This is a genomic window from Cronbergia sp. UHCC 0137 (assembly GCF_034932285.1).
In the GTDB taxonomy this organism is placed as follows: Bacteria; Cyanobacteriota; Cyanobacteriia; order Cyanobacteriales; family Nostocaceae; genus Cronbergia.
On sequence record NZ_JAYGHC010000006.1, the window covers coordinates 114,892 to 139,344 of the forward strand.

Annotated in this window: 18 protein-coding genes; 4 read left to right on the forward strand and 14 right to left on the reverse strand. The window is 37.9% G+C overall.

Going from position 1 to position 24,453, the window contains the following annotated elements; translation table 11 throughout:
• Together VB711_RS04520 and VB711_RS04525 are read right to left on the reverse strand one after the other, a co-directional pair.
• Positions 1 to 189: hypothetical protein (locus VB711_RS04520; protein ID WP_323284538.1), on the reverse strand; the 189-nt coding region annotated here is incomplete at its 3' end.
• Positions 182 to 3,664, reverse strand: coding sequence for an ATP-binding protein (locus tag VB711_RS04525; protein ID WP_323284539.1), 3,483 nt, complete (start codon positions 3,662 to 3,664; stop codon positions 182 to 184). The genes VB711_RS04525 and VB711_RS04520, both read right to left, overlap by 8 nt.
• 635 nt (positions 3,665 to 4,299) lie before the next feature.
• Between VB711_RS04525 and VB711_RS04530 the strand changes: the two genes are divergently transcribed.
• Together VB711_RS04530 and VB711_RS04535 are read left to right on the forward strand one after the other, a co-directional pair.
• Positions 4,300 to 5,130, forward strand: coding sequence for a phytoene/squalene synthase family protein (locus VB711_RS04530; RefSeq protein WP_323284540.1), 831 nt, complete (start codon positions 4,300 to 4,302; stop codon positions 5,128 to 5,130).
• A 423-nt stretch (positions 5,131 to 5,553) separates the two neighbouring features.
• On the forward strand, positions 5,554 to 6,597 hold the full coding sequence (locus VB711_RS04535; RefSeq protein ID WP_323284541.1) for a 3-deoxy-7-phosphoheptulonate synthase: 1,044 nt from the start codon (positions 5,554 to 5,556) through the stop codon (positions 6,595 to 6,597).
• 302 nt (positions 6,598 to 6,899) lie between these two features.
• Here the strand turns inward: VB711_RS04535 and VB711_RS04540 are convergent, their stop codons facing one another.
• From VB711_RS04540 to VB711_RS04560, 5 genes are all read right to left on the reverse strand, one after another.
• Positions 6,900 to 7,847 carry an iron-siderophore ABC transporter substrate-binding protein gene (locus VB711_RS04540; RefSeq protein WP_323284542.1) on the reverse strand — a complete coding sequence of 316 codons (948 nt, stop codon included), beginning with the start codon at positions 7,845 to 7,847 and terminating at the stop codon, positions 6,900 to 6,902.
• A gap of 41 nt (positions 7,848 to 7,888) precedes the next feature.
• Positions 7,889 to 8,857, reverse strand: coding sequence for a sucrase ferredoxin (locus VB711_RS04545; protein ID WP_323284543.1), 969 nt, complete (start codon positions 8,855 to 8,857; stop codon positions 7,889 to 7,891).
• A 213-nt stretch (positions 8,858 to 9,070) separates the two neighbouring features.
• Complete coding sequence (locus VB711_RS04550) at positions 9,071 to 11,668, reverse strand: TonB-dependent siderophore receptor (RefSeq protein ID WP_323284544.1); 2,598 nt, start codon at positions 11,666 to 11,668, stop codon at positions 9,071 to 9,073.
• Positions 11,669 to 11,989: 321 nt separating this feature from the next.
• On the reverse strand, positions 11,990 to 12,976 hold the full coding sequence (locus VB711_RS04555) for an AraC family transcriptional regulator (RefSeq protein ID WP_323284545.1): 987 nt from the start codon (positions 12,974 to 12,976) through the stop codon (positions 11,990 to 11,992).
• A 189-nt stretch (positions 12,977 to 13,165) separates the two neighbouring features.
• Complete coding sequence (locus VB711_RS04560; RefSeq protein WP_323284546.1) at positions 13,166 to 13,363, reverse strand: hypothetical protein; 198 nt, start codon at positions 13,361 to 13,363, stop codon at positions 13,166 to 13,168.
• Between the two features lie 84 nt (positions 13,364 to 13,447).
• Between VB711_RS04560 and VB711_RS04565 the strand changes: the two genes are divergently transcribed.
• Positions 13,448 to 14,314: an Rpn family recombination-promoting nuclease/putative transposase gene (locus VB711_RS04565; RefSeq protein ID WP_323284547.1), complete on the forward strand. Its 867-nt coding sequence runs from the start codon at positions 13,448 to 13,450 to the stop codon at positions 14,312 to 14,314.
• A 19-nt stretch (positions 14,315 to 14,333) separates the two neighbouring features.
• On the forward strand, positions 14,334 to 14,537 hold the full coding sequence (locus VB711_RS04570) for a hypothetical protein (RefSeq protein WP_323284548.1): 204 nt from the start codon (positions 14,334 to 14,336) through the stop codon (positions 14,535 to 14,537).
• Here VB711_RS04570 and VB711_RS04575 read toward each other — a convergent pair.
• From VB711_RS04575 to VB711_RS04605, 7 genes are all read right to left on the reverse strand, one after another.
• Positions 14,520 to 15,515, reverse strand: coding sequence for a sucrase ferredoxin (locus VB711_RS04575; RefSeq protein WP_323284549.1), 996 nt, complete (start codon positions 15,513 to 15,515; stop codon positions 14,520 to 14,522). The two genes, VB711_RS04570 and VB711_RS04575, sit on opposite strands and share 18 nt — an antisense overlap.
• Positions 15,516 to 15,523: 8 nt before the next feature.
• Positions 15,524 to 16,489, reverse strand: coding sequence for an ABC transporter substrate-binding protein (locus tag VB711_RS04580; RefSeq protein ID WP_323284550.1), 966 nt, complete (start codon positions 16,487 to 16,489; stop codon positions 15,524 to 15,526).
• 41 nt (positions 16,490 to 16,530) lie between these two features.
• Positions 16,531 to 19,107, reverse strand: coding sequence for a TonB-dependent siderophore receptor (locus VB711_RS04585; protein ID WP_416233558.1), 2,577 nt, complete (start codon positions 19,105 to 19,107; stop codon positions 16,531 to 16,533).
• Between the two features lie 159 nt (positions 19,108 to 19,266).
• Positions 19,267 to 20,241, reverse strand: a complete 975-nt coding sequence (locus VB711_RS04590; protein WP_323284552.1) for an AraC family transcriptional regulator — start codon at positions 20,239 to 20,241, stop codon at positions 19,267 to 19,269.
• A gap of 50 nt (positions 20,242 to 20,291) precedes the next feature.
• Positions 20,292 to 20,486 (reverse strand): hypothetical protein, encoded by a 195-nt coding sequence (locus VB711_RS04595; RefSeq protein WP_323284553.1) that lies wholly within the window; start codon positions 20,484 to 20,486, stop codon positions 20,292 to 20,294.
• A 61-nt stretch (positions 20,487 to 20,547) separates the two neighbouring features.
• Positions 20,548 to 22,344 (reverse strand): ABC transporter ATP-binding protein, encoded by a 1,797-nt coding sequence (locus tag VB711_RS04600; protein ID WP_323284555.1) that lies wholly within the window; start codon positions 22,342 to 22,344, stop codon positions 20,548 to 20,550.
• Between the two features lie 341 nt (positions 22,345 to 22,685).
• Positions 22,686 to 24,434, reverse strand: a complete 1,749-nt coding sequence (locus tag VB711_RS04605; RefSeq protein ID WP_323284556.1) for an ABC transporter ATP-binding protein — start codon at positions 24,432 to 24,434, stop codon at positions 22,686 to 22,688.
• Positions 24,435 to 24,453 lie beyond the last annotated feature (19 nt).

Here is a 24,453-nt window from a genome sequence, read left to right on the forward strand (position 1 = left end):
GGAAAATTGTTCATCTCCACAGGAAAATTGTTCATCTTCACAGGAAAATCGTTCGTTCCCTGTTCCCTGTTCCCTGTTCCCTGTTCCCTGTTCCCTGTTCCCTGTTCCTTGTTCCCTGTTCCCTGTTCCCTGTTCCCTGTTCCCTGTTCCCTGTTCCCTGTTCCCTGTTCCCAATCCCCAATCACCCATCACCCATTTCCAAAAGTGGAAGTTTAACGGTAAAAGTTGCCCCTTGATTGTGGCCTGGACTTTCGGCTTCAACAGTACCACCATGTAATTCTACTAAATAACGTACCAGTGCCAATCCTAATCCTAATCCACCGTAGGTTCTAGTGTTAGAACTATCAGCTTGACGAAAGCGGTCAAAAACGTAAGGGAGAAAATCAGGATTAATGCCGATACCTGTGTCAATTACTTGAATTTGGGCATAGTTGGTAATTAGTAGTTGTTTTTTGTGATTATCCATTAAGTCTTGACTTTGGATAGCGATTTTGGCTAGTTTAATTTCTATATCACCACCTCTGGGGGTGAACTTAATCGCATTAGTTAATAAATTCCAGATAATTTGTTGTAACCGATCGCGATCGCCGGAAACTAAAAATAAGGGATTACTAATTGGTGGTGGGGAAGATCCTTGATTTGGGAGAGAAAAACGCAAACCAATTTCCTTAGATTGAGCAGCTAAACTCACAGTTTCCATCACTGCATTAATCATGGAAACTAAATCCCAATTACGCACCTGAAGCTGCAACTTACCTCTAATAATTCGAGAAATATCTAGCAAATCTTCAACTACTTGGGTTTGGCCTCTGGCGTTACGCTCAATAGTTTCTAAGGCTTGAGCCAACATTTCTTCACTAAATTTACGACTGCGTAAAACCTGCGCCCATCCAAGGATAGCATTGAGGGGCGATCGCAATTCATGGGACAAAATTCCTAGAAATTCGTCCTTCATCCGGTTGGCTTCTTGTAATTGTTCAGTTTGTCGCTGTAAAGAAGCAATTAAACTCGACCTTTCCATAGCGATCGCTATTTGGTCACACACAGCCTGCATCATCCCCCGTTGATTGTCACTAAAATACACCCGATTACAGCTAACAAAAGCTATTATTCTTAATAGTTTGTCCTGGTTAATCAACGGATAACCATAATAAGCCGTAACCCCAATAGATTGCAAAAATTCTGTTTGCGGTTTCTTCGATTGCTGGAGATTCTCCACCAAAATTGCTCGACGCTCCTGCATTAGAGAAGCATATAAACTTTGACCAAACTCTAAACATTCAGTTTGTTGAGCTAATTCCTCAGCAATTCCTCTGTAAGAAACTAACTGCAAAACTCCGGTTTTTTCTTCCACCAAAAAATTAAAATAGGCATCTAAACCAATTTGAGCAGCTAGTTGTTCAAATACACTATCAATTAATTCTTCTGGTTTTTGGCAAGATAAAAGACTACTTGCAGTGTTAAACAACAAATGCAACCGATTATAACCCAAAGATAAGGCTTTTTCTACTTCTTTGAGTTTAGTAACATCTTGAAAAGCCATCACACAGGTAGCTGGATAACTATGCATCGCTGGTAAAGTATCAGCAAAGATAAGTAAAGTTCGACTACCTTGAGATGTGTGCAAATCAACTTCCAATCCTGCCAGTTCTTCCCCAGCAGCTACCCGCATTCTAGGACTTTGTATGTTACAAATCCCTGGCTTTAATCCAGTTAAAAGATTTCCTACAGCACCAGTCAAATAGTCAGAATTAGGATATACTTCAGACTCTTTACCTTGAAGAAAATGTCCTCCATTTAATTCATTAGCGGCTCGATTAGCAAAATTTACCTGTCCCGTTCCTGGTTCAATAAATAGTAATGGCATCGGCATCAAATTCAATACATCTTCTAGCCACTGTTGATGATTTCGCAACAATTCCTCTGATTGTTTCCGCTCTGTAATATCTAAGAATGCACCAATAGCTCCCCTAGTTTTCCCTTCTTCATCAAACAAAGGTGCAACATATTCCAAAAGATTAGCCATTTTGCCATCATTAAAAACTACATCAAGTTCAAAACCCAGAACCTCCACACCATGAGCAGCACAATATTGCATGGGCATTTCTTCCACAGATAATTCTCTACCATAACGGTAAAGTTTAAATGTTTTCGGTCGTTCTTGTTCAGACGCACCCAGGGAAGCATTGCCATTGGGAGATATTTTCAATTGTTTGGCAAAAGTCCGATTAACTTTAATAGTTTGACATTCTCGATCTTCAGCAATAGCAATTCCCACAGGAATAACTTCTAGCAAAGTTTGTAACTCAGACACACGACGTTCTAGATTTTTATTAAGTTGGAGGATTTTTGCTTGGGCTTGCTGTTGTTCAGTTAAATCAAGAATAAAACAAACTGCTTCTTCTCGTTGTTCTCCTAATAATACATAACCAATTAGTACCGGAACACGACTTCCATCTTGACGAATAAATTCTTTTTTGTAGGGTACACAAGCACCTGTAATTTTAGCTTGGGTGATACTTTGTTCATCTAAATAAAGCAGTTCTGGTGGTGTAATCTCTTTCCAACCGATCTTTTTTGTTTGCAAATCTTCTTGGGTGTAACCAATCATCCGCAGAAATTCATCGTTAGCTTGCTCAATAGTCCCATAAATATCCGAAAAAACAATACCGATGACATTAGCATCAACAAAACTTCGGAGTTTTTCTTCATTAATTCTCAATAGTCTATCAGCGATATCGCGTTGCTGGCTGAGGTGTTCAATCATAGCTACACTCTGCCAAACTAAAGCGGAGAAAATTACAATTAACAGAATGGTAAACAGAGATAAAGCAAAGGAGGGATCATAAAGATTTGCTTGTTTTCCTTTAATAATTAATGATCCTAGAATAAAAGGTAATACTACTACCCCCAATAACAAGCGACGGCATAATATACCACTATAGCGATCGCTTGTCACCAGCCTCATAAATCCCTGTTTTGGATAAGTCCACAAAATCCCAATACACAGTATTGTCAGTAAAAATGTAGTTTTTAAACTTGTAAATGTTGTACTGGGTAATGTTTGAGCAAAAATATTTACAGCGTAAGTGTGGGCAATAAGTCCCTGTAACTGAATCAACGCGACTATTAAAATTAAAATTTGGGCATACCAATAGTGTTGCAGAATTTTTTTCTGTGCCAGTATTGTTAAAGCTATGCCCATCAATATAAAACTCCAAGCCACATCAAATCCCATGCGTCCTGAATAGGATGTTCCATCTATATCCAAGGATTTACGGAGAAAAAATTGGTCAATACCCAGATTCCAATCGAATAAATACTGAGTAGCTGTAAGTAACCCAATAATTGTTACTACTAAGGCACAGATTCGGGAAAGCAATAAATAAAAAGATTTTGGCTGTTTTTTTTTATCCCTTTGATTAACAGCCATATTAAATAACCACAAAGACGCACCAGACAGGATCAAACACAAGGCTGTATTTGCTTTGATGGTTATTGCACTAAAGTAAAGAGTCTTGAGATATTCAATTTCATAAACCCAACCTAGCAGCACCAAGCTACCAAAAAAAATAATTATACCCGCCGTGAGTTGAGGTAACGCTCTCGTAACTCGTGCTACCTCCGATTGGGCAAATACTTTATGTAAATCTTGTGGCTGCAACTGGTTTATCCTTAAATTCAGGTTCTCGAACCGTTTTATACCTATCTAAACACCTGGAAATTAGATTTTCTAGGGTTTTAGTTCACTGCTGACTGGCTGGTGTGGCCTAGCCATGATACAAGAGCTTACTTACACGAACAAAGACAAATGAGATACCAAGGACAGCATATTGTGGACAATACCCACCCTACCTAATTTGATCAATTATTCAACACCTGTTTCGAGATTACTAAATTGCCACTAAATTTAAATCTATCTATATATATATCTTTAATGAAAAAAACTCAACCATGCCATAATCTTGATTTTGTAATCTATCTAGAGATAGATTTTGCGAGAGTTTCTGCTTTTTGCCAGATGGAAATGACAACAATGTTACCTCTACGACCGCACACCTTCGTCTAAAGACCGAGAGCTTTCACTCTACCGTCTGTTTCTTGTAACCAAAAGCTTATATACTAGACTAGATTTTGTTAAATTTCAAATTGTGGTGACTTGCGATACCATAAACTATTAATTTTTAGATGAAATACACGGTATTTATAGTTTTTAATTTTCTGTAAAAACTATATCCAGTGTCATCGAAAAACTACAAACTTTCTCATGGTGTGAAAATTAAGAGAGGAGTGGAATAAATGGATTTACGTCGAGATGCCTTGCAAATCCTCAAAGATACTAGCAGAACTTTTTATATACCCATTAGTGGTCTACCGTCAGGACTACAGGAAGCTGTTGCATCAGCATATCTGTGTATGCGCGCCATTGATGAAATAGAAGATCATCCAGAGTTGGATCGTGTTACGAAGACGCATTTATTACAAACCATTAGCTTGACATTACAAGCAGGAGTTGATGGTTTTGCCCTTGATGCTTTTTTGATGAATTTTAGTGGGTATGAAAACTCTTTAGAAGAAGTTAGTCTACGCATTAGAGATTGGTCTATCCTGGCACCTGAAAGCATCGCTCCACGGATTTGGGATGCGACGGCTGCAATGGCAGATAGAATGGCTTACTGGTCCGAAAGAAACTGGAAAATTGAAACAGAGTCTGACTTAGATCGTTATACCTTTGGAGTAGCTGGTGCAGTGGGGTTATTACTCTCTGATTTATGGGCTTGGTATGATGGAACTCAAAGCAACCGCACACAAGCAATTGGCTTTGGTCGGGGCTTACAGGCTGTTAATATCCTCCGTAACCATGCTGAGGATCTAAACCGTGGTGTAGACTTTTATCCAGATGGATGGAGTAAAGCTGATCTCCAAAAATATGCCCGTCGTAATCTGGCTTTAGCGGATGCTTATACAAACTCGTTACCAGAGGGGCCTGCTTTGCATTTTTGCCAAATTCCTTTAACTTTAGCCCATGGTACTCTTGATGCTTTGGCTAATGGTAAGGAAAAACTTAGTCGCAGTGATGTTTTTGCTCTGTTAGAAAATTTGATTGGTATGAAGATGAAAGCTAGTTAGGTGATGTAGGGAGAAAGGAGACGTTCCACGGAACGTCTCTACTTAACCAAAAAGTATTGGGAGTTTGATTTGAGACGTTTTTGGCGTAAGTCCTAATCCACATATCCTTTTTAAGCAAAAGCTCAATTTATGCCCTTGCGGAGTATAACTACAATCTGAATTTTTACTCGTGAGTATTTTTCATAATTTTATTATCCTCTTTTCCGCCTCAAAAGCAATTTCTACTACAAGTATATTTAGAAGTATCTCAATTCATCCCACCATTATGCAACAACCATAAATTTTATTCTTGCTCTACAACTATCATGGTTATACTTACATAAGTTCTAAAAATATAATTTCTCCCTTGTAAATTTTTCCGAAAATGTGTATATTAATAGACTACCCTGAAAATAAAATAACTCAAATCAAAAGATTTGCGCCATGATCAACAAATTAATTAACACAAACATTAAAAGTTCTCATGTCTTATTAACTCCTAATCAAGTTAAGGAAAAATTACCCTTAACTAAGTCTGCTGAACAGACTATTTTACAATCACGACAAGAAATAGAACACATTCTTGATTTTCAAGATAGCAGAAAATTTATCGTAGTTGGTCCATGTTCAATTCATGATCCTAAAGCTGCAATTGAATATGCTGAAAAATTAAAATCTTTAGCAGGGAAAGTTAAGGATAAACTCCTACTAATTATGAGAGTTTATTTCGAGAAACCCAGAACAACTGTAGGTTGGAAAGGGTTAATTAATGATCCAGATATGGATGATTCTTTTCAAGTAGAACGGGGTATATTAATTGCTCGTAGTTTGTTATTAAAATTTGCAGAATTAGGATTACCAACAGCTACTGAAGCGCTTGATCCAATCATTCCTCAATATATTAGCGAATTGATTGCATGGTCAGCAATTGGAGCGCGGACAACTGAATCACAAACTCACCGAGAAATGGCTAGTGGTCTTTCTATGCCTGTGGGTTTTAAAAACGGAACTGATGGTAATATTCAAGTAGCATTAAATGCGCTGCAATCAGCTAAAAGTCCCCATAATTTCTTGGGAATTAATCAAAAGGGACAAGTTAGTGTCTTTCAAACTAGGGGTAATGCCTATGGCCATGTAATTTTACGTGGAGGCAATCAGCCTAATTTTGATGTTGAGAATGTTAAATTTGTTGAAGAACAATTAAAGGCGGCAAATTTACCACCAAGAATAGTCATTGATTGTAGTCATGGCAATACAAATAAAGATTACAAATTACAACCAAAGGTTTTTGAAAATATTATTCAGCAAATAATTGATGGTAATACTTCAATCGTGGGTATGATGCTTGAATCGCATTTATATGAAGGTAGTCAGCCAATTACTGGAAACCGTGAGGATTTACAATATGGTGTTTCGGTAACTGATAAATGTATTTCCTGGGAGGAAACAGAGAAAATTATTTTGGCGGCTCATGCCAAAATTCAGTAAATGAAGGTGTTAAGCAAAACAACTTCTAAATTGCACATTCGGATAGAGTCAAAACCTTGCCAGTCCTAATCATTCAAATTCAATACAAAACAATACTGCTCGGTTAAGCAAATTTGTGAACCGAAAACCCCTGTAGAGCCGAGAATCCCTACATGAGGAACGTCTCTACACTCCTTAACCGAGAAGTATTAATTATCTATAGACTTCTTACAAAAGTCGTGATTTTCAAATTTTTCTTTGCGCCTCTGCGTGAGCTTTTCAAGAATATTCTTGACGACACCAAAGTATTTATGCAAGAGGTCTTATATTTTGACTTGAGTAAGATATTTAAATAAATCATCTAATATTGCATTAGCTGAAAGAATACTTCCAAAAATCCAATAACTAGAATCCACACTATAAACTTGTTGATTCTGCACCACATTCATAGTTTGCCAAATACGACTATTTTGATATTGATGAAATACTTCTCTAGCACCAGGATCTACCGCTACAAATAAAACATCAGCATCCAATAAGTCTATCCGTTCTAAGCTAAGTGTTACGACAGTATCATCAGGATTTTTAATTAATTGACGTTGATGAATTGGCATAGAAATTCCCAACTCTGTCAAAATACTGCCAGGAAAAGAATATTGTGAACGAAATGCAGGAACTTTATTACCACCGTGAAAGCGACCCACAGAAACCTCTAGTGCATTGATTTTCTCTCCCAAAGTTGTGCGTAATTTTTCTAGACGTTGTTGATATTCGACTAATAATGTCTTAGCTGTTGCAGTTCTATTTACTATATCAGCAAGACTTATCAAAGTTTCCTTCCATTGACTATGGACATTTTGTAATTTAACTGTAGGTGCTATTTGGGAAAATAATTTATAATTATTTGCATTAATACCATAAGTACCAATAATTAAGTCTGGATGTAATTTCAATGTAGTTTCTAAATTAAACTGATTCTCTTTACCTATATAATGTATATCATTCATTTGACCTTTTAGAAAATTAGTTTTACTAGCTATAAAAGCCGTATCTACTGTAGCTATTGGTTTTAAACCCAATGCAATTAAAGCTTCTAGTGATACTTGTTCTGTAACAATAATACGTTGAGGATTTAGAGAAACACAAGTTTCACCTAATTCATGTTTTACTAATTTACATTCGGTATTTGATAAACTTGGTTGCAATAAAGTTAAATCTTGATATTTAACACTATGACAAGCAGTGACTATTAATGCTGATATAATTATCACAAAGCATAGTTTGATAAAGTAGAAGCGAATTTTCATCATAGTTAGCAATGAATTAATTTAGTGTTTATTGATAAATTTTCAACCCGAAACTGTGATACCAATTCTGCTTTTTCCCCACCACAGTGGCCAATTAGATTTAATGTTTTGCTATCATCAATTACTACATCAGCCTCTACACTCATCAGATTGCTATCTGGGTTAATAAAACTTAGTTCTATCCGACTAAATTCTTCATTATCACTTTGATTTATGACTCGACAAGCGACTTTATACTTAAACCATTCCCAACCATACCTAAAAATCATTTCCCTTTCTAAAACTTGTGCAGTCATTGGTAAAATTCCCCAACCCCGATAAACATTTTTAAGAAAATCAAGATTGCCTGTACATTTTAAGATTGATGTGAATGAGGTTTCATCTAATCTGGCGTAATATCTACCACTAGGAAAATCTATGGCTGTGGGTGCAAATCTGTGTCCTCCAAAGTGACTACACTGCCAAACACGAACATTAGATAGTGATAAATCATTAACTATAGTTTTTGCTTTTCTGTAGAAAGGATTACCATATTTTGCACAGCATTTATCTCGACTACCGTGAGTACAGATAAAGATATCTCTAGTTGCAGGTCGTAAAGAGTAAATATCTCTAGATTTGTCAAGTAAATATGTTTTGGTAGCTGGGGCTACTTCATCAATATTCACTACAGAAAATTCATATTGATAATAACCTTGAGCAAAACCTGTTTCTTGTCTATAAATGATCACTCGTGTACTATCATCTCTTTTTATTTCTTCATTATAAATGAGGAAAAATTCGATATAATCATCATTCTCTTGTAATTCTTGTCTGAGAGTACGTAAGTTTTCAGGAATAGGTTTGGAATTCAATGCTTCTGTAGGCCAAGGGGTAGGACATTCTACAAAAACATAGGTTTGCCAAGTACCAGCATTAGCAATTGGGTCTTCTCCAAATTGACGGGATTGTTGAGCACAGAAAAAAGTATCCATTGTTAATCCTTACAGATCAAATTTGAGGGCGATCGGCTTTTTGCAAATCTTTATCATCTTAGTTTATATCCTTAAAACAGTTTAGTTACTCATGAACTAATTTTTATCTGAAGAATTTTGTATTTTTAATTATTTTCTGCTCCTGTGGAGTGGGCATTTGAGTATATTCTCTTTGATAGAGAATCTGACTTAGAAATACCCACTCTACATAAATCAAAATTCAAAGGTAATATTGCCAATTACGGTAAGAGGAGCGGCTGGAACAACAAAGACTCTTTGAGATTCATAATATTTAGTATCGAAAAGGTTCTTAAAGTTGAGAGCAAATCGCCAATTTTTTCGTTTGTAGAATACACTAGCATCTGTTCTCAGAAAAGAAGGAATTTGAATTTGATTGGGTAAAGAGGCTTCACGTTCACCGCCGTAAACCAATCCTAATCCTAGTCCCAAACCTTGTAAATTCCCTTGTTGAAATTCATAAGTAGTCCATAAACTAGCACTATGATAAGGTACGCCAGGTAACTGATCATTTAATAAAGCTGACGGATCATCTATGGGGACTAAATCATTATTTTCGCTAACATAAGCATCTATGTAAGCATAAGTACCAATGATTTTCCAGCCGGGTGTAATTTCTCCCGCTATATCTAGTTCAACTCCCCGGCTTTTTTGTTCACCTGTTTGGACACTAAAATCAGTATCTACCGGATCAGTAGTTAATACATTCTTCTTGGTAATATCAAAAAAGGCTAATGTTGCAGAAAGGCGATTATCCAGAAAATTTTGTTTAATTCCTATTTCAAATTGTTCAGATGTTTCTGGTTTAAATTGTTCATTATTGCGGTTTCTGCCAAAATATTGCGGGTTGAAAGCATTTGTCCAACTGGCATAAATTGAGGTGGTGTCTGTAGGTTGATAAACTATACCTAAACGGGGAGAAAATTCTGAATCTGAGTTTCTATTGTTAAATTCTGGTGCATCTTCGTAGAGGTCGTAGGAGTTTACCCAATCAAAACGGCCACCAGTTAAGAATTTAACATTGGGTGTGAGTTCAATTAAATTTTGTAGGTAAAGTGCGACATTTTCCCCACCATATTCCCCAATATATGTCCGACGTATACGTTCTGGTTGTGCGCCATAGACTGGGTTAAAGATATTTAGGTCGGCAATATTACCCCGGAAAAAATTGCTTTGGAATTGATTATTAGCAAATTCTAATCCAACTAAAACATTATGGCGAATTGTGCCTGTATTAAATTTACCACTAATTTCATTTTGAAAAGTAATGTTTGTTTGGTCACTTTCAGAACGACGGAATCTGCGGCGTACTGTTTGCCCATCTTCATTGACGGCATCAGCTTGTACACCTTGGGAAGCACCAGTCACACTCAAGACGTTAAAGGCTTGGCGAAATTTCCAGTTATTGTTGTCACCAAATCGGCTTTCTAAAACGTAGGTAAAGTTATTGGATTTATATTCAGAATCTTGAATATTTGGTTCATCTAACGAGCGATTAATGGGAAGATCAAAAATTACTGTGTTATTGGAAGGAAAACCCCGATCAAAGGTGTAGTTATATTTTTGATATTCATAAGCAAAGGTGAGATCTGTGTTTTCTCCTACTTTTAGGCTAACAACGGGATTAATAAATGTACTTTCGTTTTCAATAAAATCCCGGAAACTGTTAGCATTTTCATAGGCTATGTTGAGTCGATAAAGTGCTGCCCTATTTTCTGTGAGTGGACCTGTCAGATCAATTGTGCCACGATAAAAATCATAACTCCCAAATGTACCACCAATTTGATAGAAGGGATCTGATAGAGGTTTTTTAGTAATGGTGTTGACTACACCACCGGGATTGTTAGCACTTCCATATAAAACGGAAGCAGGACCTTTGAGAAATTCTACTCTTTCAACACTGGCTACATCACGGGGACTGGTAAAACCAAAATCTTTAAAACCATCACGCAGGGCTTCAAACTCTGTGCTAAAACCCCGAATAAAATAACCTTGGGATGCTAGTCCACCTAAAGTACCTTGAGGACGTACACCGCTAACATTATCTGCTAGTTCGTTGAGTCTGACAACTTGGCGATCGCGAATTACTTCTTTGGGTATAACTTGGATAGATGCGGGTACATCTCGTAAAGGAACTTCTATTTTTGTACCTGTTGTGGCTTCGGGAACTAAATAACCTGCTTCTGGTGTGGCTATAACTGTTAGTTCTATTGGTTCTTGAGAAGCGGTTGGTTGTTCTGGTTGAGTTTGATTTTCTGATTGGGGAGTTGTTGGTGTTTCTGCAACGGGTGTAATTTCAAAAATTAAGCCTTCATCACTATCAAATAATTCTGCTGTTGGTACACCTTTTTCACCTGTAATTGTTAGTTGAACGGTGTTAGGTTTAATTTGAGTAAGGCTGACATTGGTAATACCGGAAATTGGATTTGTTTGGTTAAAAAAGTTTTGTGTACCCAGTGATAGGACTGTGTTCGGTATCTCTACTATAAAGTTATTGTCTTGGCTTTTATTGACTGGCCGAATTGCTTCTATATTAGGACTTTCTAAAATTAATTCAATGCCTTTATTAGTGGTGTTGAGTTTAACACCTGTGATTTTGGTGGGTGATGTATTGCCAGTTTGTGCTACCTTTTGTGTTAATAGTTGCGCGGCACTGGTTGAATAATGTTGTTTATCTTCAACGCTAGATATTTCTTGTGTTGGCTTTTCTGCATAGGCTGGTTGGATTAAGCTGCCAATAACAGCTAATGCTAATCCTGCCGAACTTATCTGGTTAATTAACTCTAACTTCATTTTTGTGACTCCTTCCCCTACACCTGTAAACATAGTTTTTTTAAGTTTTTGAAATCTTCACAGCTAAACTGTGATCCAATACTTTGTTGATAATAATTACTCTTTTCAGAATATTTATCGCCAAATAATTGCACTGGTCTTCTGATGTAGACCAGCTTCTTATTCCAGAGGATGTAATTTTAGCAGCTAAGAATCTTTCTCAAGAAGTTTAATCTACAATTGATGTCACTTTGAAGACCTGATTGAACCTTAAACGGATTTTTTTGCGCCTCAAACGGATTTTTATAAATTGATAGCAGATAGCTGCATATTAGTTGTTTTCTAGGCTCTCAGTAATAAATCATAGGATTTGGGATTAGTGCCGAATTGCTTACGGAAAGCTGTGGCGAAACGGCTTTGATTGGCATATCCAACGGCAAGTGCTACTTCTTTGACATTCATTTTACCTTCTAAAAGTAGTTGCCGTGCTTTTTCCATGCGTTGTTGGCACAAGTAGCTAAATGCAGTTGTACCAAATATTTGGCGAAAGCCTAACTTGAGTTTATAGTCGTTTAATCCTACTTGTCTGGCTAGTTCTATTAAAGAAGGGGGATTCTCTAAATTTTCTGTTAAAATTTCCTTGGCATAATGGATTCTATCAATATCATCTCGTTTTAAAGTGGTGGGTTTTGTGAAACTACTTTCTTTGGCTGTTAATTGTTCCAGTTTTAAGGCAATTATTTCTAAACATTTACTTTCTAAGTAAATTTTTTTTATTAAGCCAGTAAAAGGACAACTGATAATTTGTTCTAGGATAAATCGCATTTCTGGAGTGGTATAATCTATTTGAAAATGTGGATTTTGGTCTGGTTCAATGAGATTTTTGAGGATTTCTGGAGATTTGAGATCTAAGCCACTCGTAATAAAACTCTGGAGTAATTTAGGGGATTCGGGATGGATATCGACCTTTAAAAGTCGCTGCGATCGCAATAATTCTGATGTATTGTTTTGGTATAGACTTCCACTTTGAAAGAAGTTTTTTCCAGCATGAACATTATTCCAAGTACCTAAAAGATGAAATCCAAATTCTAACCCACCAATAAAACTATCTGAATAGTTTTTCTCTATCATTAAATCATGGTGAAATTCTGCATCAATAATTAATAAACTAATGTCTCGCAGTTCAATCCAACGTTCATATCCAGTACCAAATTGTTGAGGACATATATTAATGGTATCAGAGGGGTCTGACGGGTCTGGTTGTTGAGTATTTTGATTGCGTTCTCTCCAAAATTCTTGGTAATCTACGAGTGAAATTATATTCGTCATGCGCTACCCTAAAAAACACCTTATCTCAATTAACCGAGGAAGCTATAGACCTCTTGCATAAATACTTTGGTGTCGCCAAAAATATTCTTGAAAAGCTCACGCAAAGACGCAAAGAAGAATTTGAAAATCACGACTTTTGCAAGAAGTCTTATAGCTAAATTTTATCAAATAGCTTTGAGAGTAAGTGTATCAGAATATAACAGTGTTGTCTAGTGGCTTGAGGAAATTATTGTTGGCTTCCTTGACTAAGTTGGAATTAGCGATCGCTGTTCCTGTGACTAATTGTAGTCCGTATGCTGGCCAGGAGGGCGATCGCAAATTTGAAAACTCTTCTTTTTTGGCGTTTGAGATCATCAACAAGTAAATTCCAGTATTGTCGTAGTCCAATTTTCATATTTTCCGCTTAATTATGCCTATTTAGTGCGAATATATTTTGATATATTGATTTAGCTATGTAGTTTTTGTGAATGTGTGAAAACTGATTCAATTCTTTACCGACTATTCAAAACATTTCCTGGGGTTTTCTTTGAATTGCTCGGTCAATCTCCAATGGAAGCAGAAGCTTATGAATTTTTATCAGTAGAAGTCAAGCAAACAGCTTTTCGGATTGATGGAGCATTTTTACCAAAACAGCCAGACTTAGAACGTCCCATTCATTTCAGTGAATTTCAGTTTCAACCTGATACCGGACTGTATTCTCGTCTTCTCACGGAAATTTTTATGTATCTGGATAAGACGGAAATACGGAATGATTGGCGAGGAACTGTGATTTGGATGAGTCGCCGCCTCGATCCTGGTATCCCGATACGCTATTGGGAGTTTTTTGAAAGTCAACGAGTGCAAGTAATTTACCTAGATGAGTTGAGAGACTTAACTAATCAATCAATTGGTTTAGGAACTCTCACCTTGGTAGTTGAACCACCAGAACAAGCCAGTGTAAAAGCGCGAAGTTTAATTGAGAGGAGTAGACAAGTTCCTGATCAACAAGTCAGGAGAAAATTAGTAGAATTAATAGAGACAATCATTGTTTATAAGTTTCCTCATAAAAGTCAAGCGGAGATTCAGGCAATGTTAGGATTAGGCGATTTGAAACAAACTAAGGTTTACCAAGAAGGCTTGGAAGACGGAGAGCGTAAGGGGCGCGTTGAGGGTAAACTTGAGGGTAAACTTGAGGGTAAACTTGAGGGTAAACTTGAGGGTAAACTTGAGGGTAAACTCGAAGCAGTACCTCGGTTATTGAAGTTGGGTTTAACTTTGGAGCAGGTAGCACAAGCACTGGAATTAGAGATTACAGAAGTTAGGAAAGCTGCACGAAAATCAACTGAGCAACAAAAGTAGTAATTATCAGATTCAGGCAATGTTAGGATTAGGTGATTTGAAACAAACCAGGGTTTACCAAGAAGGCTTGGAAGACGGAGAGCGTAAGGGTAAACTCGAAGCAGTACCTGGGTTATTGAAGTTGGGTTTGACTTTAGAACAGGTAGCAGAAGCACTGGAATTAGACATTGCAGAAGTTAGAAAAGCTGCGCGTGTCCATTTTTTATCATGCCAATTTCACTAAATTACGGACTTGATACTGCTTGACTTCCTCTAAAGATGGCTGTTCTCCTGAGTTCCAGGCTGTCATAACTGAGCCTTTCATCTCCACCCTCGCTTGATATGCACTGCTAATGTTTCCATCGGCTGTGGTAAAATCAATGCGAACATCAGCCCATTCTTCGTTAATTTCATCACTGGCTAAAACTTGACCGACTTTGTGATATTCCAGCCATTTCCAACCTTCAAGCATCCAAATTTCTCGTTCGGCAATTTGTTCAAAGAAGGATAAACCACCCCAACCTCGATAGTAGGGATATAGTTCTTTAACTGACCCATTACGTCGGACTAATAAATCTAAAATTTCTGGTTTTAAATGACCCCAATACTGTCCTTGGGGTAAGTCAACTAAGGTAGGTGCAAATTCGTGTCCACCAAAATGACTACATCGCCAAAAACGTAAGTTATTATTATTTGCAGTCGCGTATTCAGAACGTAATTTTTGATAAATGGGATAACCAAATCTACTACAAGCCACATCCACATTGCCGTGGTTGCAAACGAGTATTTCTCGAATGTGATTTGTTTGTTGGCGATATTGGTCAAAGTTTGCTAGTTCTCCTGGAGTTTTGAGTAAAGCTAATGCTAAAGAACCCACTAAAGCATGAGGTAGGATAAACTCATGTTTCTCAAATTGGGCAAAAAATTTGGCTGGTCGGCGATAGTATAATAAACGAGTATAACCTGGATTGGAGTATTCTTTGTCTGGTGCGATCGCTATTACTCGAATTTTTCTACTATCTTCGCAAACAAAATTTAATGCTGCTAATAACCCCTGTCGCATAGGGTCAGGTTCAATCCAGAAGTTATCTGGCCAAGGTTGTGCAGCTTCAACAATTAAGTATTGTGTTACTGCTATAGCAGAACCAATGGTGTCTTCACCGTTAGCTTGGGAAATCTCGGAGCAAAAACGACAATTGTTTTGAGTTTTATTGGCTGACATATTGATGATTACTTCACTAAATATTTAAACAAATCATCAAGAATGAGATTGGCGGCGATGTAGCTGCCACCGTGCCAATAATCATCACCTACCTCATAGACTTTGCCTGACTTAACTGCATTTAATTGAAGCCACAAAGGATGGTTAAGAATGTATTGATATTTATCTGCTTGTGGATGCCGTTGCAGAAACATCACATCCCCATCTGCATATTTAATACTCTCCATCGACATATCAATTCCCTCTTTTTGAATGGGAGAACGAGGTAAGCCCACATCCTGAATGATCATGCTAGATATACCTTGTCCTTCTCCCCGCAGGCGAATCCTATCTGCGTAAATTCTGACGAGTGAAACCTCTGTGGTGTTGAGAGAATTGCCTAATCTCTGTTGTAACTTTGTTACCCGTTGCTGATAATCATTGACGACAATATCTGCCTCAGATGATTTACCCAATGTTTCAGCGAAGTATTTAAAACATTCTTGCCAACGAACAATTTTACCATTCCACCATTCACAAGTAACTGTCGGTGCAATTTGCGATAGCTGATTATATAAACTTCCTTTTTGTGTGAAATTAGAAACAGAAAGAATTACGTCTGGCTTGAGCGTTAAAATCTTTTCTAAATTCGGTTTTCCAGACTCACCAACCATCGCCACTTCTTGCACTTTTTTCCGCAAGTAAGCAGGTATATTTCCAGCAGATACATCTCCAAAGAAGACAGAAGTACCTACAGGTTTGAGACCTAAAGTCAATGCAATCTCTAAGCTTGGTTCATCTAGCACTACTATCCGTTGTGGGTCATTAGGAACACAGGTTTCACCCATGAGATGTTTGACTATTCTGCACTGTGAAGGCAATAACTCATTAGAGCTAGTTAAGTTTTGTGAGACATTATTAACACAAGCAGAAAACAGCACAATTGCCAGAAGTGTTAACCCAAATAACCTAAGCCCACGACGAATTTTATACATTTTGAAATCTTGATTTAGTTATACTCGAAGTGCAGGACAATCTAAAATTCCACTGACAGCGTTCCTCTGACTGTGAACGGCGCACCAGGATGAATGCGATCCCGACGCTGGCCAGTAGCTTCGATGTAATCTACATTGAAAAGGTTGTTAATGTTAATACCAGCCCGCCAGTTATTTTGGCGATAGAATATACTGGCATCAGTACGCACATAACTAGGTACTTGAAAAGAGTTATTCAAATCACCTTGGCGTTCACCCACATAAAATAAACCCAAGCCAAATCCTAAGCCTTGAAAATCACCTGTTTGAATCTCATAAGTTGACCACAAACTGGCTGAATTAAACGGCACACCATCTAGCAAATTACCGGGCTGTAGATTGTCATCTTTGGTAACTCTGGCATCGGTGTAAGCGTAGGAAGCAATCAAATTCCATCCCGGCAGAATTTGTCCTGTAACATCTAACTCAATACCCCGGCTTCTTTGCTCTCCTGATGGAATGGAGAAATTTGGATTATCTGGATCAGTAACTGCAAGATTACTCCTGGTGATTTCATAAGCAGCTAGATTTGTAATTAACCTACCGTTAAGAAACTCGCCTCTAACGCCCGTTTCATACTGTGTACCGCGCACTGGTTCAAGCAGGGAACCATCTGCACGAGTTCCAAAGTTAGGTTGAAATGATCGACTAAAACTGGCATACAGGGAAATTGGCTGAATTGGTTGATAAACGATACCCACTCGTGGACTAAATGCCTGGTCTTCTCGTTCACTATCAGTAGAGTTTTGATCGATAGTGTCAAAGCGTCCACCTATTAGGAGTTTTAAGTTTTCAGCTAGTGTAAGTTGATCTTGCAGAAAAAAGCCAAGAGTATTTGTTTGAGTTTCAAAAGGAAATATAACTGGAAATTCATCTCTACTAGGTCTGGAAACAGTTCCATAAACAGGATTGAAAATATTAATGCTAGAAGAAGAATCAGATTCTCCACGAAATGTGAAAGGGTCTCTTAACCAAGATAGATCAACACCAAATAATAGGGTATGCTGGATTGATCCGGTCGCAAACTTTCCTACTAAATCGGTTTGTAATTCATAATTTGTTATTTGCTGTTCATTACGAGAAAATTCTCTACTCAGTTCCCCAGTAGTTTCGTTGAGTCTGAGTAATTCGGTTTGATTAGAGGTTTGGTCAAGAAAAGAATATCTAAAGCGATTGCGGAGCGTCAAATTCCCGTTGAAGCGATGCTCTAATTGATATCCTGCTAAAAAAGTTGTTCTTTCACTGAAGTCGTCTGGTTCACCCAAAACTCGGTCAAAGGGAATATCAGCAATGCCTGTACCAAAAGCAACTAATCCCCGATCGTATGGACGCTGATCATTTACATACTCTAATTCAAGTCTGAGGTCAGTGCGATCGCTAATCTTCCAAGTAACTACAGGTGAAATGAAAAATCTCTCAACTTCTGTGTCAAAATCCCGAAAATTTCCTCCTTTTTCATAAGCCGTATTTAACCGATAAAGCAGTGTCCGCTCTGGGTTTAAGGGGCCTGATAAATCAATGGTTGGTCGCAGTAAACCAAAACTTCCAACCTGCAATCCCGCAGCATAAAAAGGTTCTGAAAGCGGTTTTTTGGTAACATAGTTAATCACACCACCAGGATCTAAGTTTCCGTAGAGTACAGAAGCAGGTCCTTTGAGGACTTCGATTCGTTCTAAATTTGCCGTTTCTGCAATAGAGAAATTACTTCTAAAGTTAAAGCCATCGCGGAGACTCCCTCCAAATTGTTGAAATCCACGAATATTAAATACCTCAGATATGCCACCAACTGTATTTCCTCGCTGCACACCACTAACATTACGCAATGCTTCGGAGGCGCGAATCACCTGTCTGTCCTCTAACACCTGTCGGGGAACGACTTGAATTGATTGGGGAATGTCCCGTAGGGGTGTATCTGTTCGCGTCGCAGTTGTAGCATTGGATACAATGTATCTATCTTGCTCACCCGTTACCACCAATTCAATCGGCTGGTCTGGAGTTGATGGTTGTTCTGTTTGAGTTTCTGTTTCTGCTGCTGGTAATTGTGGAGTCTGGGCAGAAGTTACAACTGGTGTCAAGCCAAAAATCAGACCTTCATCACTGTCAAATAACTCCGCAGTAGGTAATCCCGCCTCTCCTATAACTGTGACTCGGATAGTATTTGCATCCAAGTTTGTTACTGTTATCTCAGTAATTCCCTCAGTTGGCTTTTCCGAACGGAAAATAAACCCATCACTACTGGGTAAACGCAATTGAGCATTAGTAATATCTGTGATAAAGTTATTATCGGCACTGCGATTAGTGATTTGTAACTGTTGTCCTTGAGTTGTTTGTAAAATCAACTCCACCCCTTTATCTGTGGGAGTAGCTTTCACTCCTGTCACTTCCACCAATGTGGGGGAATTAGGTACTTGAGAAAGTAATTTAGCATTAACAACAGGTTCCCGTAATGCTCTGTGCGTATCTTGCGAAAGGCTCGATTTTGTCTGAACCACCTCAGCAGAGGCAGAAGGAACAATCAATGTAGATAAAATACCTGTTAAGCAAAGACTATACAAAATTTGTTGATTCACCGTACTCACCCTCAAACCACAGTTACATCACATTAAAAAGCAGATTAAAACTAAATTTTCACCTACTAATTAGGAATATTTTTCAACTATCCTGAAAGTATTTTGATGGTTATGTGGGTACTGAGTCTATCCATAGACGGATTTTATTTATCCATAAACGGACTATTTTTATCGGTAAGCACTGGGATTTACGCCAATTTTTTTTCTGAATGCAGCAGCAAAGTGACTCAGGTGAGAATAGCCTACAGCATGGGCTACTTGGGCAACAGTCAATTTTTGTTCTGCCAACATTTGTTTAGCTTGTTCCATGCGATGATCATGCAGGTAGCCAAAAACTGTAGTCCCAAATATTTGCCGAAAACCCTGCTTTAGTTTTCGTTCATTCACCGCAACTCGACGTGATAGTTCTAGCAATGTTGGCGGATGTTGTAAGTTAGTAATCAGAATATCTCTGGCATAGTAAATACGTTCTATATCGTCTGGGGAAAGTTTGACTGTAGATTGGCTAACCTGTTGATAGTCTAGTTCCTGCGCCAGCCACAATGCCACAAGTTCCAGTGCTTTACTTTGGAGATAAATTTCTCGGATAAAATCTCGGTAGGGACAATTGAGAATTTGATATAACACTGACTGCATTACAGGTGTAGTGGTTCGTAATTCGTAGTATGGTGCATTTTTAGCCCCGAAAAGCGGAAGTTGCTGGTGTGGAGATAAGTATTGTGAGTGTTGATTCATCAACATTGCCCATATTTCCGGCGTGAGGTTGATATCAACTTTCAGATGTTTTTGATTACCTCCCCACTCTGTTATCCCTCCGCGACTAACATCCGACAAGTGCAAGAAGTTTTGACCACCTTGCATCACCTCACCTGTATACAATTTACGGTTTCCTGATAAACGAAAACCTATTTCCGGCCATCCCTCACCGGCTGGTTCTTTCAAGATAATATGGTTGAGGAATTGATTATTTTCAATATCTATGGAAATACCATCAGGCAGGAAAGTTCGCTGCCAATATCCTTGACCAATAGATTCAGAATAGTTCAAAACTATGTCATTGTCAGATGAATGATGCAAATTACTATTGATAGCTGTTTCTTCAAACATTTCATCCATATTTTTGATTGATAAGATATCACTCATCTCTAGTTGTACGCTTTTAAAGGTAATATTTATAACTAGATTAGCAAAGTTTAGAGAATATTTCTCAAAAAGAACATGATGATGTGTAGAACTACAAACGTGATAGAATGTACAATTTTCCAAATAATAGTCGGAAACTTAAAGGCGAGTAAATAAAAAATATTATTAATAACTGTGGAGAGATGATCATGAATAGCGATCGCCTTTCTACTAGGACTTACGCAAGATGAACGTATTGTCGTCATTGCGAGGTCAGCCCCCAATCTCAAACCCTGATGTTTCGTATCCTGTGCGATCGCCTTTCTACTAAAAAATTTCCTCAAACCTCCCTTGGGTTTCCACTCTACCTGCATTCATCACAATAATCTGGTCAGCGCGACGCAACACAGAAGGACGATGAGACACAACTAAACAAGTTGGTGTCCAAGAGTTTTCTTCATTGCTATTAGTAAATATCCGTGACCATAATGTTAATTCTGTGTCTACATCCAAGGCACTGGACAGGTCATCAAATACCATTAATTCGGGTTGACGGATAAACATTCTTGCGGCTGCGACTCGTTGCATTTGTCCACCAGAAAGGCGCACACCTTTAGAACCAACTAAAGTTTCTAAACTTTCATTCATCGTTGCTAAATCTTGTTCAAATACAGCCATGTTTAAAGCTGTGGCTATGTCAGAATCATCTTTAGATAACCCTAACAAAATATTTTCGCGCAGGGTATAACTAAAAAGTTGGGGAATTTGGGGAGTATAAGCACTACGAGGAGGAACAAAGAAACTGGAGGGGTTTTCAACTATATTTCCATTCCAGTAAATTTCCCCACTTTGTATAGGTAATAATCCTAACAATAAACGCAGTAATGTAGTTTTTCCAGAACCAATTTGACCAGTAATTACAGTCAAACTACCACGCTGAATTTCAAAGCTGATATCTGTAATTCCTTGGTTTGTACCAGGATAAATGTAAGTTAAATGAGAAACTTTTAAAGTTTGAAGATGATCTTTTTCATTCCGCAATGGTTGTTCTATTTTTGGTAAATCTTTCTGATAATTATTCAAATCCTTTAAATAAAGTTGATTGGGGGCTACCAATGTATCAGCCGATGCACCAGATAGTAAACTAGCCATCCGATCAAAAGAAACTTCTGTGTGTTTAGACAATGCCATAAAACCACCAACAGAAGTAAAAAAGCCAGTTACAAATGAGAGATTATAAACAAATAAAGCAAAGTCACCTACTGTTAACTGATTAACCCCACTCTGCATTAATTGAGAAGCGAGAAGCAAAATTATTCCTGTTCCCAAATTCACCATATTTTGAAAAGAAGATTTGAGAATAGCATTAAACAGACTATCCTTAATCATAGTTTGGCGGCGTTGGTCATTTAAAGTCCGAAAATAATCCAATACATTTTTTTCTGCACCAGCTACCTTAATCGCTTGTACTGAACTAAATATTTCGCCTAAAATTCCTGTAACTTTTTCGGTGGCTTGTCGGCTGGCTTTTCTATATTTTTTAATTCGATTTTGTGCTTGTTGAATAATTGCTATCATTCCTACTAATGGCAGAAATACAAACAGTGTCATCTGTACATTGATACTTAATAAAACCACTAAACAAAAAATACCAAATATTCCTTCTCCTGAAAGTTCGGATATCCATGCTACGTTATCTTCTATTTGTTCGGCATCATCACGAAAATAGCTAATTATTTCCCCTTGAGACACAGATTTTTCCGAGTTTTGATTAACAACAATAGGCTGGGCTGTGGGATTTTGAAAAAGTCGGTCTAATAAATTATGTCGCAGTAATGAACGCATGAGAAAACGGTGCTGTGTTTTGGTAACTCGCCCGGCAAATATAACTACTATATGCCCTAAATTCAAAGCTAGTAATAAGGCAATTAAAGTTATAGGCGATAATTCCAATTTTGTTTTGTTTGTTAAACTATTGAAAAATTCCCGGATAATTAAACCTGGTAAGGCTGGCAAACCCATAATTAAAATCCAGTAAATACTATCCAGGATATATAGTTTTGGTTTATAGCAAATTAGTTGCCATAACAATTCCCAATGTTTACGCTTTTTTGTTGATACCATAATCATTTGTAGTTACTGCCTTATTAGTATAAGATTACCTATCCTCTTCTGGTACAAAAGGAGTAAAAAAGAAGAAAACGCAGATGATTTTGTACCTTGATGGATTAGGAAAGGCTATAGCGTTGCTGAAACCAAGTATGAATTTACAGCAAATTGTCATCAAACCTGGAACAAGAACCCCACCCCCAACCCCCTCCCCGCAAGCGAGGAGGGGGCTAAGATGTACCTTTTGGAATTGGAAATTGCTGTAAGTGTAGAGACGTTCCATGGAACGTTTCGAGAAGGGTTTTTAAATCATCAAAAATCATTGTCATACCTCAAATCAGCAACGCCAGGAAAGGCTATAAATCAGTTAAACCAGTTTGTAATAATTGATTAAAACGAGATTGGGGATTTTTAATTAATTCTTCGCGTTGACCATATTCTCTAATTCGACCTTGTTCTAAAATTAGGATTTGATTGGCTTTTTGGACGGTGGCTAAACGGTGAGCAATAATAATGCCTGTACGTCCAGTTAGTAATTTTTCAACGGCTGTTTCTATCAGTTTCTCGCTAATGGGGTCAAGGCGTGAGGAGGCTTCATCTAAGATCACTAAACCTGGATTTTTGAGAAATACGCGCGTAAAGGCGAGTAACTGCGCTTGTCCTGCCGATAAACCGCTACTATCTGGACCTAAATTTGTATCTAAGCCCTGGGGTAATGAATGCAACCATTGTGATAATCCTAATATTTCTAAGGTTTCATAAATGCGTTCGTCGCTAATGTTTTGGTTGAAAAAGGTGAGATTATTCCTAACTGTAGTTTGAAACAGTTGTACATCCTGGGTGACTAATCCAATTTTTTGAGGTAAATCTGTTAAACGAGTTTGGTTTATTGGTAAGCCTCCTAAGTGAATTGAGCCTGATTTTGGGTCATATAATCTTAGTAATAACCGCGCTAGGGAAGATTTACCGCTACCTGTCCGCCCCAGTAAACCTAATAGTTGTCCAGCAGGTAAATGAAAGGAGATATCTTGCAGTACCAAGTCCCCATCTCCTTCATCGTTGTAGCTAAAGGAAAGGTGATCAAAGGTGACTGAAAGTGCGCCGTGAGGAAGTTGTGTTTCGCCTCCTTGACTAAGTTGGGATTTGATTTGGAGTAGATTTTGAATGCGATCTATACTGGCTTCTGCTTGTTGGAGTTCTTCAAATTGGTTGCGAATTTGCTCTATTGGTTCGCTGAGTAAGTTGGTGTAGTAGTAGAGTAGATATACTGCGCCAATGGTAATAATATTTTGACTCCAAAGGTACGCGCCGACGCTGAGAGCGATCGCTGTTCCTAATGTAAAGATTCCGTTGGTTGTACCCCAAAGAATTGTACTGGCAAAGCGGGCTTGATGAAAGATGGGTAGCCAACTTTGTAAAATTTTGTGGAAGCGTTGCATCACATAGCTTTTAGCACCATTGGCGCGGATGTCGTCCATCCCAGCAAGTTGTTCACCTACGAAACCAAAAAAATCAGCACTAATTTGGCGATAGGTTTTCCAGTAGGGAACGGCTATGGAACGCAGACGGATTAAAGTTCCTAATGCTGTGAGACTAAAAAAGGCGATCGCTATCCCAGCCCGCCAATCTTCGACAAATAATACTACAATTACTCCTAACATGAGTAGTAAATTGCCTAAGATGTAAACGGTGAATCTTGAGAAAAATTGCGAAAGTGTGTGAACATCACCGTCTACCCTTTCCAATAGTTCACCTGGTGTGGAGAATTTATGAAAGGATAAATCTAGTTTTAAGCAATGTTCAACTAGGTCGGCACGTAAGGCGTTGGTAGCTCTCCAGGCGACATTTTCACCGTAATAAGTAGCAGCAATTGTAATGAGTTGAGTGACTAAAGCTACACTTAAAAATAGTATAGCTGATATGAGTAAGTTTTGTCCTGAACCACCAGCTACGGCTGTGTCTATGAAATAGCGGAGAATTTGGGGGTTGACTAATTGTAGTCCGATGCTGGCTAGGAGAGCGATCGCAAATTTGAAAACCCTTGCTTTTTGGGGTTTGAGATATTCTACAAGTAAGTTCCAATATTGCCGTAGTCCAATTTTCATAAAGTTTTAGCAGTCAACC